9 protein-coding genes and 1 tRNA gene are annotated in these 13665 nt (G+C 32.1%); 4 read left to right on the top strand and 6 right to left on the bottom strand.

Annotated features, from left to right (window positions below):
* Positions 1 to 4: 4 nt before the first annotated feature.
* Positions 5 to 1681, top strand: a complete 1677-nt coding sequence (locus HPY79_00695; GenBank protein NSW44338.1) for a hypothetical protein — start codon at positions 5 to 7, stop codon at positions 1679 to 1681.
* 482 nt (positions 1682 to 2163) lie between these two features.
* On the top strand, positions 2164 to 4308 hold the full coding sequence (locus HPY79_00700) for a S46 family peptidase (protein NSW44339.1): 2145 nt from the start codon (positions 2164 to 2166) through the stop codon (positions 4306 to 4308).
* 10 nt (positions 4309 to 4318) lie between these two features.
* Here HPY79_00700 and HPY79_00705 read toward each other — a convergent pair whose 3' ends face one another.
* Together HPY79_00705 and HPY79_00710 are read right to left on the bottom strand one after the other, a co-directional pair.
* Positions 4319 to 5038: a 16S rRNA (uracil(1498)-N(3))-methyltransferase gene (locus HPY79_00705; protein ID NSW44340.1), complete on the bottom strand. Its 720-nt coding sequence runs from the start codon at positions 5036 to 5038 to the stop codon at positions 4319 to 4321.
* A 130-nt stretch (positions 5039 to 5168) separates the two neighbouring features.
* Complete coding sequence (locus HPY79_00710) at positions 5169 to 6602, bottom strand: aspartate ammonia-lyase (GenBank protein ID NSW44341.1); 1434 nt, start codon at positions 6600 to 6602, stop codon at positions 5169 to 5171.
* Positions 6603 to 6641: 39 nt separating this feature from the next.
* On the opposite strand from HPY79_00710, the gene HPY79_00715 reads away from it, so the two are divergent.
* Entirely contained in the window at positions 6642 to 7361 is a 720-nt protein-coding gene (locus tag HPY79_00715; GenBank protein ID NSW44342.1) for a hypothetical protein, read from the top strand.
* A 9-nt stretch (positions 7362 to 7370) separates the two neighbouring features.
* Here HPY79_00715 and HPY79_00720 read toward each other — a convergent pair whose 3' ends face one another.
* From HPY79_00720 to dnaB, 4 genes are all read right to left on the bottom strand, one after another.
* On the bottom strand, positions 7371 to 8057 hold the full coding sequence (locus HPY79_00720; GenBank protein NSW44343.1) for a hypothetical protein: 687 nt from the start codon (positions 8055 to 8057) through the stop codon (positions 7371 to 7373).
* A 228-nt stretch (positions 8058 to 8285) separates the two neighbouring features.
* Positions 8286 to 8369, bottom strand: a tRNA-Leu gene (locus tag HPY79_00725).
* Positions 8370 to 8384: 15 nt separating this feature from the next.
* Positions 8385 to 10538, bottom strand: coding sequence for a S9 family peptidase (locus HPY79_00730; GenBank protein NSW44344.1), 2154 nt, complete (start codon positions 10536 to 10538; stop codon positions 8385 to 8387).
* 83 nt (positions 10539 to 10621) lie between these two features.
* Positions 10622 to 12133 carry a replicative DNA helicase gene (gene dnaB, locus HPY79_00735; GenBank protein ID NSW44345.1) on the bottom strand — a complete coding sequence of 504 codons (1512 nt, stop codon included), beginning with the start codon at positions 12131 to 12133 and terminating at the stop codon, positions 10622 to 10624.
* 130 nt (positions 12134 to 12263) lie between these two features.
* Between dnaB and HPY79_00740 the strand changes: the two genes are divergently transcribed.
* Complete coding sequence (locus HPY79_00740; protein NSW44346.1) at positions 12264 to 13526, top strand: hypothetical protein; 1263 nt, start codon at positions 12264 to 12266, stop codon at positions 13524 to 13526.
* Positions 13527 to 13665: the final 139 nt, after the last annotated feature.

The following is a 13665-nucleotide window of genomic DNA, read 5'->3' on the forward strand; positions in this document are numbered from 1 at the left end:
TTCTATGATAAAAAAACTGAGTCTTATTTCGTTCGGACTTTTAGCTACTTTTTGGCTAAACGCCCAAAATAGTAATTTAAATCAGGAGGTATCGGTTGTAAAACCATATGAACCAACTGTAGGCGATGCATTCAAAATAAATCAAATGCCGAATATTGTTGATACCAATAAAATGCTCAATAAATTTGAATACAAATTATTTCCTAAACAATATCCCGTTGTTTTCAACGTAACTCCTATTCAACCAGCAAAAATGATTGCCGAACCTATTCCCATGTTATACAAAACAAATATTAAATTTGGATATGGAATATATAACACCATTTTAGGACAAGTTACTGTTAACACCACTCGTTCTAAAGACTACTCAGCTGGTTTATATCTTAATCATTATTCTTCACGTGGTCATATTAAACTCGACAACGATTTCAAATCACCTGCATTTTTTAGTCAAAACCAAGCCGAAATTTATGGAAAAAAGTTTTTAGAAAATGTTACTTTATTTGGTAATGGTTATTTTAATCGAACCGTACTTCATCATTATGGATACAGAACTTCGCCCGATAGCTTAATACATTATCAATATAACGCCGATAGCACAAAACAATATTATGTAACTTTTGGAACTCGATTAGGCTATAAAACAACCTATTTAGATTCTACAAAAATCAATCATCAAGTAGAAATAAACTACAATTACCTTGAAGATAAATTTTCAAATTTTCAACACAATATTCTTTTTATTGGCTCAGGTAGTTTTTTATATCAACATAAATTTGTTGGAACCGATATTAACATCAATTGGAATAACATAAACACACAAATAGATACCAACAACAACGCCCTTATTTCTATATTCCCTTGGGTTCGTTTCTTTGGTGAAACATGGCGTATTAACTGTGGCTTAGCCATGGAAGTCGATGCTCATACCGATAGCGCCCTATTTCATTTTTATCCACGTGCAAACATTCAATATAATGTAATTGAAAATTTTCTTATTCCTTTTGCAGGCTTTGATGGAAAAATGATAATGAACAATCTTCAAACTACATACAAACTCAATCCATATATTAAACCTGGCTTACCTATGAAAAATACCAATCAACTTATGAAAATTTTTGCAGGTTTTAAAGGTAATTTCAGTCGTCAAATATCCTATCTCTTTCAAATTAACTATAGTTTATACGACGATTTACCTTTCTTTATTAACGATACTACTTTACCCGAACATCATTTTATTTACATCTACGATGGTGTTAAAGGAAAAGAAACTCAAGAAGTTAAATTTAATGGCGAATTAGCCTACAAACTCAATCAAAAACTTAATATTATTTTAGCAGGAAACTATTATAAATATACCCTCGAACATTTAAACAAACCTTACCATAAACCAGAATGGGATATAATTTTTACTACTCGCTATAACTTGCGAAATAAAATAATTACACAGTTAGACATTTTCTCTGTTGGAACTCGATATGCATACGATAAACGAATACCCAATAACCCTATTAAACTATCGCCTATTTTAGATGTAAATCTTTCTTTAGATTATCATTATTCTAAATTATTGGGTGCTTTTCTGCATATCAACAATATCCTAAACAAAAATTATTACTATTGGAATTATTATCCTGTACAACGTATGCAAGTTTTATTTGGCATTTCATTAACTATGTAAATATAAAATACATACCTCGAAACCTTTGCAAAACTAAAATAAAACAACAGTATTCGTTAATGCAATTAAAAAATCAATCTTTTTTTCAATAATTTATAGATTGCTTCTCTACGTTTTTAATGATGAAAAAGGAGTTTTGCAAAGGTTTCTTTTGGAGTATTTTTAACCTAAGTAGGATGAATAAACAAATTCAATTAGACTAATAAAAATATTTTTAGAAGAATATAACCTACACCCACTGTCATACCAAGCCCGTCGAGGTATAACCATACGCAAAACTAAATGAGCATTGGGGTTCATTCTTCGACAAGCTCAGAATGACGGCAAAAAGGTTGGACTCGACCAAAAAAAGAAGTTTTGCAAAAGTCTTACCTTTTACATATTTCAACATCTAAGATTGTTATTCAAATTAGAATTAAATATCTAATTGGGGATAAATAATTTTTCGATTAACTTTGCCCAAATCAATAAAACAAAATTTTATGCGTAAGTTATTTCTTTTTATTATTTCGTTTTTGCTAGTATTCAACCTCATGGCCGACGAGGGCATGTGGCTGCTTACCATGTTGAATAAAAAGTACAGCGATTTACAAAAAGCTGGTTTAAAACTCTCGGCTGATGATATTTACAATGTAAATCGTTCATCGTTAAAAGATGCTATCGTGCAATTTGGTAATGGTTGTACGGGCGAAGTCATCTCTAAAAATGGTTTGATTCTCACCAATCATCATTGTGGCTATGGTCAAATTCAATATCATAGCACCGTTGAACACGATTACCTATCCGATGGTTTCTGGGCTAAGAGCTACGACGAAGAATTGCCCAACCCAGGACTTAGTGTTAGCTTTTTAGTACGTGTCGAAGACGTTACTTCGCAAGTATTAAAAGATATACCGGCTAATATTTCTGAATCTGAACGTGATGCCAAAATACAAGAAGCCTCTAAGCCTATCATTGCTAATGCTACTAAAGATAATGGTTATAAAGCCATCGTTCGCGATTTTTTTGGTGGAAACCAATATTTGTTACTTGTTTACGAAGTCTTTAATGATGTTCGTTTAGTGGGTGCGCCTCCTTCGTCCATTGGCAAATTTGGTGGCGATACCGATAACTGGATGTGGCCTCGTCATACCGGCGATTTCTCAATGTTTCGTGTTTATGCCGATAAAAATAATAAGCCAACTAAATATGCTAAAGATAATAAACCCTATACCCCAAAACATTCATTACCTGTATCATTAGGAGGCGTTCATCAAAACGACTATGTTATGATACTGGGCTACCCCGGAAGAACAAACCGATATATGACTTCTTATGGCGTAGAAGAAGCTATTGACCGCATAAACCCAACTATCGTTAAGATTCGCGATAAAAAGTTAGCACTATACCGCGAAGATATGAATAAAGATGCTAAAATACGAATTCAATATGCCTCAAAATATGCTCGTACGTCAAATTATTGGAAATATTATATCGGACAAACTAAAGGGCTGAAACGCTTACGTGTTGTAGATACAAAACGTCAACAAGAACAAGCTTTTATGAATTGGGTTAATCAATCGCCCGATCGGATTGCAAAATACGGAAACGTTATGAAAATGTATCAAGAAGCTTATACTAATTTAAAAGAATACAATTTATTTAAAACCTACTTAAGCGAAGCCGGTATCCGTGGAATAGATATCCTAGGCTTCGCTAATCGTTTTACTACTTTATATAAAGTACTCGAAACCGACACACTTGCTAAAGAAAAGAAAGACAAACTTATGGAGCGAATGAAAGCTGAAACCGAAGATTATTACAAAGATTTTAATGCTCCTACCGATCAAAAAGTACTTGCTGCATTATTGGCCATGTTTGCTCAAGATATTCCTGAAAAATATTTACCAACAGAATTAATTAAAATTAAAAAGAACTATAAAGGAAATTTTGAGAAATATGCCAAAGAAGCATTCGAAGTAAGTATATTTAGAAACAAAGAATCGGTTCTCGCTTATTTATCAAATCCAAACTATAAAAAATTAGACAAAGACCCCATTTTTTCACTGACTTATTCGATGGTTGGTGCTGGTAAAAAGTTTGATGCAGAATTTCAAAAAGATAAAGATAATTTAATCAAAGCCGAACGATTATATATTGCCGGTCTTATGGAAATGTATCCCGATAAAGTTTTTGCTCCCGATGCTAATTTTACCATGCGTTTAACTTTTGGACATGTTCTACCCTATTATCCAGCCGATGGGATTTTTTATGATTATTACACCACCCTTGATGGAATTATGCAAAAAGAAGATCCTACTAGCGACGAGTTTAAAGTTCCAGCTAAATTAAAAGAATTATGGAAAAACAAAGACTATGGTCCCTATGCCGAAAATGGTGTATTACGTACTTGTTTTTTAAGTAATACCGATATTACAGGCGGAAATTCAGGCAGTCCCGTTATTAATGCCAAAGGCGAACTTGTGGGACTTGCATTCGATGGAAACTGGGAAGCTATGAGCGGCGATATTGCTTTTGAACCCGATTTACAAAGAACAATTTCTGTTGATATTCGATATGTAATGTTTATCATTGATAAATTTGCTGAAGCTAAAAATATTATTAAAGAAATCGAATTTGTAAGATAAAAAGTTCTTATTAAAATAAAAATCTTGAAACAGCAGCTACATATACGGCTGCTGTTTCGCTTCTTAATATACTGTTCCCTAGTTGTATGGGCACAAATCCATGCGTTAAGGCAAATTCAGCTTCTTGTTCAGTAAAGTCGCCTTCGGGTCCAATAACAACTGTTAACTCATTTTTATTGATGGTTTGCATCCATTGACTTAATACAATGCGATTGCCTTCGCACATCGCTATGGCTTTATTGATTGAACCGCAGTTTTGAATAAAATGTGTAAACGTTTCTGCTTCGTTTATTTTAGGTAAATAGGCCTGACGGCTTTGCTTTAAAGCCGATATAGCTATCTTCTTAATACGTTCGGTGTTTATATGTTTTTTTTCAGTTCGAGTACATAAAATGGGAGTAATTTCGGCAATTCCCAATTCAACAGCTTTCTCTACAAACCACTCAAAACGGTCAGCATGTTGCAAAATAGATAAAGCTATATGAAGACGATTTTCGTTTGGCGGGACAATTTCCATCTCCTCAATTTGTAAAACAGTGTGTTTTATGTGGTTATCTACAATTTGAGCTTGCGCTAAGGTTCCTTGCCCATTGGTAAGTAAAACATAATCACCTATTTTCAAGCGTAAAGCTTTTATGGCATGTTTCGATTCTTCTTCGGATAACTGAATAGTAGTCAATTCCAACTCAGGTATATAAAAACATGAAAGATTTGAGCGAAATTTTTTCATGTGTAATTATTTTTTAATTTTTAAATTAAGGTCACATGGAATACGCCATTCGAATAAAGAGCAAGGCTTATTTGTGAGTGATAATTTCATTTTCGGTTGCTGTGAATTTATTCTCATGGCTATTTCATATTTATATTTGAATTTCTTTTAATGAGAATCCCATTTTAGTTAAATTTTCCGGACTTAATAATTCGTTTAACTTTGTTTCATCTATAAGTTTAAGCTTACGATTGGCTTCTATAATGTTAAGTCTATTTGTCTTCATAAATAAAGCTAAATCAGTTGCTTTGTGATAGCCTATATATGGTATTAATGCCGTTGAAATACTTGGACTCAAAAGTAGTTGCTCTAATGAACGTTCACTATCGATAGTTAAATTTATAAGGCAACGTTGAGATAATGCAATATTGGCACTAATCAATAACTTTAAGCTGTTAATTAATGAATATCCAATAATGGGTGTATAAGCATTCAAATCTAAGCAACCCTGTCCGCATAAATTACTGATGAGCATATCGTTGCTGTATATTTGATGCGCAATGCTAATAATGTATTCGTTAATAACAGGATTAACTTTTCCGGGCATAATGGAGCTTCCTGCTTGAACCTCCGGTAAGTGAACAATTCTAATTCCGGCGTCGGCAGATAATAAACGCAAGTCGTTGGCAATTTTTTCAAGATTTACAGCATGTGCCTTCAGTATAGCATGTATTTCTACAAAAGAATCGAGGTTTTGAGTAGTATCGGTCAAATTTTCACCTCTGGCAATAGGTAAATTGGTCATGCGTTTTAATTCATTAACCACTTCCATCATATAAAAACGTGGAATAGCTAAACCGGTTCCTATAGCACCGCCTCCTAAATTAACCACTTTTATGCGTTCGAAGCACTTTGATGTTCGCCACCAATCACGCGAAAGTGCATCGTTGTATGCCGAAAAAAGCTTACCAAAAGTAGTAGGAACTGCCTCTTGCATTTGTGTATAGCCTAATCGTAAAACATTACGGTACTTATTTTCTAAGCTTTCTAACAGTGAGCGCGTTTGATTAATAGCATCCTCCAACTCTTCTAACAACTTGAGTAAAGCCACTTTTAGGGCAGTGACTACGGTATCGTTAGTCGATTGGTATATATTGGCATGTTCAATAGGGTCAATTATTTCGTATTGTCCGGGTTGATGATTCAGATGAATTAAAGCCGCATTTGCAATAATTTCGTTAACATTCATATTGATACTGGTACCAGCTCCTCCTTGTATTGCCGGAACAATAAAATGCTCAAAGTAATGTCCTTGCTCTATTTTAGCAGCAGCAGCTTGCAAGGCGTTTAATATTTCGTCGCTGAAAAAAGGAATACGTTGATGAAGATTTTGCTTTTGAGCCTCGTTTTTAAAATGCTCATAGGTATAGTAACATGCGAGTTTAACCGTTCCCATAGCCTTGTACCATTCGATAGGAAATGGAATGGTGTTAGGGAAATTTTGATTAGCTCTAAGCGAATGAATGCCATACAAAGCATTATCGTCAATTTCGATAGCTCCTAAAAAGTCTTTTTCTTTTCTCATATAAAATTAGTGTGTTGAATACAAAACTACAAGATTTTTATGAAAAATATCGTTAATATCAATAGTTTATTTATTTTTGAATTCAATTTTTTACAAATGAAAGGTTTTGTAATATTTTTAATAATCATATTATCTTGCTATTTGCTTAATGCCCAATCATTATATTTTGAATTAAATGGTGGTTGGTCGGGTAATTTACCTTCAAAATTAAAGATAAAGCAACAAGGCTTTTCCGATATAAATTTTATAGCTCATTACGATGCCGAACCTTTTATTTCTCCTGTTTACTGGTTATGGCGTTTTTATTATATACCCGATAGCCTTAATGGTTGGATGTTTGAAGCGGTTCATCATAAATTATATTTAAAAAACACACCACCTGAAATTCAATATTTTGGTATTTCTCACGGATTAAATATGTTGATAATTAACAGAATTTATTATCCTCATCCCCAATGGCACGTAAATATTGGCATTGGTACGGTTCTAGCTCACCCAGAAAATAAAATACGAAATTATGCACTTAAAGGCGATGGAAATGGTATATGGGGTATGGGCTATTATTTATGTGGAATATCTAGCAATATATCTACAGGCATTCGCTTTTTTAAGAATAAAAAATTTCAAATCAATATCGAAGCTCGATTCAATGCCAGCTATTCAATTGTACCAATTGTCAATGGTAAAGCCTATGTTCTTAACTTTTCACCTCAAATAATTGCTGGTTTAGGTTATAGGCTTTGGCAAAAACAAAAATAATGAACAATTTTAATTTAATATTTGAATACCTGTCAAAGTTTTAGGTTTATATTTAATTGTAATTAAACCTCCAGCACTTGTTGCTTGAGAAATGGGTGGACTATATAATCGTTCCATCGCTAAAACGCCATAAGGTCCTACTCCTAATTGCGACATTTGATTTACTGGAAAAATAATACTTGTACTATTTAGCATATTAGTTGAAAACAAACGCGAATCGCCTTCTACATTACTATTTAACCATACCGTAATGGTTTCGTTTGCTTTAAGCGGTGAGCCTGTCCATACCAGTTCAAAGGGGACAGATTTGTAAATAGTGTCTAAACCTAAAGGAAAACCAACAGTATCAGTAATGGTCAGTGTATTTTGGAAAGTATGATTGTCTAAATCGGTATATTTAAATGTACCTGTTGTAACAAACGATGGGTATTGCTTTTCGTAGTATCCAAATGTTGGATTATAGGTTAATAAATCATTATTAAACATCACTTTTGCTGGGTCTTTTAATTCGAGTACTGTACCTGTAATACTACTAAACTTAAAAATAGCTCGTGCATAAGTTATTTTTGTGTTATTATCATATATCAATTGGTATTCAGCCCAAATTTTATCCTGATTAACATTATCTGATGTCTCTTTTTTACAAGATAAAAATAGCATAACAATAATAAATAAAAAAAAGTTAACTTTTTTCATGTGTAATTATTTTTTAAATTATATACTAAGGTTACATGGAATACGCCATTCGAACAAATAGTGATGTTTGTTTGTGTGTAAATTTCATTTTCGGTTTGTGTGAATTTGTTCTCATGGCTATTTCATAATAGCTTAATTTAAAAGACAATCAAAATTAAAAAAATAATTTTAAAATATCAAAATTTCTTAAAATATATTTAAATAGGAAAAGAGTTGAGCTCTATAATGTGCCCGGAACAGGACTCGAACCTGCACACTCTTGCGAATACTAGTCCCTGAAACTAGCGCGTCTACCAATTCCGCCATCCGGGCAAAGAGTTTGCAAAATTATAAATTTTCAAGAATAAATTTAGTCATTTTTGAAAATAAATGGTAACGTGTGTTTTTACCTGTATAAATGCCGTGGTTACTATTGGGATAATACATGGTTTGAAAATCTTTATTGTTTTCAACAAGCTTTTTAATAAGTTCGACGCTATTTTGAAAATGAACATTATCGTCAGCTGTTCCGTGAATTAGCAAATACTTACCTTTTATTTTTTTTGTATGGTTTATAGGTGAATTATCATCATATCCTGTTGCATTATCTTGAGGTAAACCATTATAGCGTTCGGTATAAATAGAATCGTAATATCGCCAATTTGTAACAGGAGCAACAGCAATCGCTAATTTAAATTGCTGCGAACCTTTTTCAAGACAAAGTGTAGATAAATATCCACCAAAACTCCAGCCCCAAATACCGATACGTGTAGAATCAATATATGATAATTTTGACAATGCTTTAGCTGCTTCAATTTGGTCAATGGCTTCGTATTTACCAAGATTTTTATAAGTGCATTTTCTGAATTCCGCTCCTCGAGCACCGGTTCCTCTATTGTCAACTGCCACCACAATTACACCTTGCGACGCTAAATGCTGATACCATAGTGCATTATAATCCCATTTATCTAATACTTCTTGCGAACCAGGACCACCATAAATACAAAACATAACCGGATACTTTTTATTTGCTTCCATTTTTTGAGGTTTTAGTATCCAAGCATTCAATTCTATTCCTTCAGAAGTTTTTAGTACAATAAATTCTTTTTTCGATAGATTAGCTAATTGAAGTTTCGATTTTAACGCTCCGTTATCTTCTAAAACACGTATAGTTTTACCTGTATTATCACAAAGTGTATAAATCGAAGGTGTTTCAGTATTAGAAAATTCATTTATAAAGTAGGTAAATGTGCTATTAAAAATGGCTTCGTTTGTACCATCATTTAATGTCAGACGTTTCTTTTCACCGGTTTTAATATTTATGGAGTAAACATTTCGTTGCATAGGAGAAGTTTCGGCAGAAGTATAATAAACAATTTGCTTAACATCATCATAACCATTTAATTGAGTAACGTCCCATTTTCCGCTAGTAACTTGTTTTAGAAGCTTCCCATTTATGTCATACTGATAAATATGGTTAAAACCATCTTTATCGCTTGTAATAAAAAACGATTTCCCATCTTTAGCAAATATTATTTCCGGTAATTCTATATAAGTATTATTTTGCTCTGTGTAAATACATTGACTTTGACCATTTTCAGCATTTATTAGAAATAATTTCATCGTGTTTTGTAAACGATTTAATTTTAAAGCCATTAAAGTATTAGGGATTTTTGTCCAATATATACGAGGTATATAAAAATCGCTATCGTTTTCGAGTTGAACCACAATATTTTTTTGATTTTTAACTTGGTATATATGTAAAGATATAAGACTATTTTTTTCACCAGCCTTTGGATATTTATATTTATACTCTTCAGGGTAAAGACCTTTATACATTGGTATAGAAAATTCTTTTACCTGTGACTCATCGAATTTGAGATAAGCAATATAATTATCATCAGGCGACCATTCAAAGGCTTTTGAAAAACTAAATTCTTCTTCATATACCCAATCGGGAATACCATTAATTATTTTATTTTTTTGGCCATCAATGGTAATTGCTGTTTCCGAATTTATTTGAAGATCTTTTATATATAAATTGTTTTTAAAAACATAGGCTACCTTTTGTCCACTCGGCGAAAGAGTTGCCTCTTGAACTTTGTTTTCATTAATAAGTTTAAGCTCTTTATTTTGAATATTATAAATATAATATTTATTGATAGATGAATGACGATAAATACGTTCCTTCTCTGAAGCAATCAATATACTTTTTTCATCATCTGAAAAATCATATGATTCAATTTTTGATGGTTTAATAGCAGAACTAATATTATTAAGCGAAAATAAAGTTTTAATAGTTTTTCCGGTTTTAAAACTATATTGCACAATAGATTCGCCATTTTCATTAATCGTATAACTTTCGCCATTACTCATAGATCTAATGTCATCTAATGATGCTGGATAATACTTATAGGTTACCCATACATCTTCGAGCGATACATTTTGTGCAATAATAAAAGATGAAACAAAGAATAATAAAATAGTTGCTAATGATTTCATACAATTTTTTTTCGTAAAGATTGAAATTATTTTGCGTATTTGCAACCTCAATCAGCTACAATTAAAAAATAAATTGACATTTTTTAGAATGGGGCACTTGCATTAAAATCAAAATCTCTATTGGGTTCTATGTCCTCCGTATTGTTTTTTTGATTCATTTTTGATTCAACAGTAATGCTTCCCTTAATAACAGTATCTTCTTCAAATTGGTCGTAATCAGTAAACTTAGCATAACTTTCAATAAATCGTAGATTTACATCTGTAACAGCACCATTACGATGCTTTGCAATAATAATTTGTGCTAAACCTTTGGTAGACAAACCATCTTCTTCGTCTAAACCGTATTTTTCAGGTCGATGTATAAAAATTACAAGGTCTGCATCTTGTTCAATAGCACCCGATTCACGTAAATCGCTTAATTGCGGGCGTTTACTTCCGCTACGAGTTTCAACCGAACGATTAAGCTGCGATAAAGCAATAATAGGAACATCTAAATCTTTGGCTAAAGCTTTTAGCGATCGTGAAATAGCCGATACTTCTTGTTCGCGAGTCCCTTGCGATTTATCATTTACATGCCCCGTCATTAATTGTAAGTAGTCAATAATAATTATTTTAACTCCATGTTGAGCAACTAAGCGACGTGCCTTAGCTCTTAGAGCCGAAATAGAAATAGCAGGCGTATCGTCTATAAATATTTTTGCATTTTCAAGATTTTTAATTTTTGTTTCAAGACGTAACCATTCATTTTGAGTAAGTTCGCCTGTGCGTATTTTTGAAGCATCTATTTCTGTTTCAGCTGATATAAGACGATTCACAAGTTGAACCGACGACATTTCTAAGCTAAATACTGCGACGGGTGCATTGTGTTCAACAGCCATATTCCGAGTCATAGACAGCACAAAAGCAGTTTTACCCATACTAGGGCGTGCAGCAATTATTATAAGGTCTGACTTTTGCCAACCCGAAGTAATGCGGTCTAAAGCAACAAACCCAGAAGGTACACCACTCATTTTATCTTCGCGTTTTGCGGCTTCTTTTATTTGATCAATAGCCTGATGAATAATACTGTCAATAGGTTGTGCTTCGCGACGAACACTCCCGTACGAAAGATTAAAAAGAGCATTTTGGCTTTCATCTAACAAGTCGTCAACATCTTCTTCGTCATTATATGATTTACGTTGAATCTCATTCGAAATTCTTATAAGTTCACGCTGTATGTATTTTTGCATAATAATGCGTGCATGAAACTCAACGTGTGCAGACGAAGCTACTCGCTGTGTGAGTTTTGCTAAATATGCAGGACCACCTATTTCTTTTAGCTCCTTACGACGCGATAACTCATCTTTTACAGTAAGCATATCAACGGGTTGCATATCCTTATACAACTCCAAAATAGCTTCGTATATTTTTCGATGAATATCGCTATAAAAACATTCAGGTTTTAATATATCAATAACAATATTACAAGCATCTTTATCTATCATCATCGCACCCAAAACGGCTTCTTCAAGGTCTAAAGCTTGTGGTGGAATTTTTCCGGTATTATCGTTTAAAATTTGTTCTGTGCTTTTATTGGAATTCAATTTCTTAGCCATAAACTTTGATTTTTCCAAATGTAATGTACCCATTTTTATCTGACAATTTTTTTTGAAAAATCTTTTCAACTTCGTATCTTTGATAACGTGTTAATAAAATCTTAGATAAAAATTTTGATTTGTAAAAAATATGAAAATGTTTTATTTAATACCAATATTTATATTTCTGATATTCATACAATTATCATGCGAAAGAAAAAAAATAAATGAGCCCCCATCGCTGAATATATATTTGCCCATCGAAAACAGTACTTTTAAAGCAATTGATACCTTTGAAGTAAAAGCTACAGCTACCGACGATAATGCAAAAAATATAAGATTTAGCCTTTATATTGCCGATAATAATTTACAAGCTGTAAATACCCCTTTAGTTTATAATTTTTCAGGCAATTTTGCAACGCTACAAATTAATTATATCTTAAATGAACGTTGGCTCAACTCCGGAAGCTATTACTTGGTTGTAACAGCAAGCGACGACGAATTAATTACTCGCCAATATGCTCGTATTCAAATTTCAAGTATTCCTAAAAAATTAATTGGCTATGTCGTTGGTGTTAAATCCAATTCTGGATGCGATATATATATAGGAGATACAAATTTTGTTTTTACAAAACAATTTTCAACTTCGAATAGTATTACTGGCAATTTTAATTCATATTCTAAATTAATTAATATTGTAACAACAGACGGAAAGCTGAAAGCATATCAATACCCTTATTTCAACGAAGTTTTTAGTATAGTTGCTCTTAATAAAATTGGTAGCCCATTCAAAGCCGATATTTATGATAAATATCCATATACTTATGTTACCAATGCAAATGGAAGTATTATTTCAGTTGACCATAATGGGCAAATACGCAATATATACAGAACTTTATTTAGCCCATATCGTTTAATTCTATGGGAAGAAATATGGGTTTGTTTAACTGAATTTTATCCACAACAATATAGCTGGATTGAAGTACCTCAAATGACTAAAAATTATCAAAACAATTATCCTATTAATGATATTATTCCTTTTGATAATGAACGATGTTTAGCTATTCAACAAGATGGTAATCAAGTAATTTTTTATACATATAAGCCAGAAATAAATTATTTTAATTCTTTCGGACATCCTCAGAGTGGGCAATACAACGGAGGAATAAATATAAACCAAGATGTATATGTATCAATCGATACTAAAATTTTCCAAATAGACCCTATTTATGGAAATTTATCGAATATATACAATGGCGAACCACTTTCAATGTTAAAATGGGAAGAAAATGAGCATAATTTATATGCTGTAAATAATAACAGATTTATTATGCTAAAATGGCAACCACTTCAACTAATTTATAGCAAAGATTTTGACGATAAAATAATTTTTTACGATTTTATTTACGAATGATAGCTTTAAGTAGTTAAAAACAAAAATAAAAATCACTTACAAAATCATAAATTAAACTAAAAATTTAAACTATTTTTGTATTATGGTTATTTACAATAAAAACTATAAATATCCTAAATAATTATTTATTTTGTCATTT

The sequence above is a fragment of the Bacteroidales bacterium genome (assembly GCA_013314715.1).
GTDB lineage: Bacteria > Bacteroidota > Bacteroidia > Bacteroidales > GWA2-32-17 > Ch61.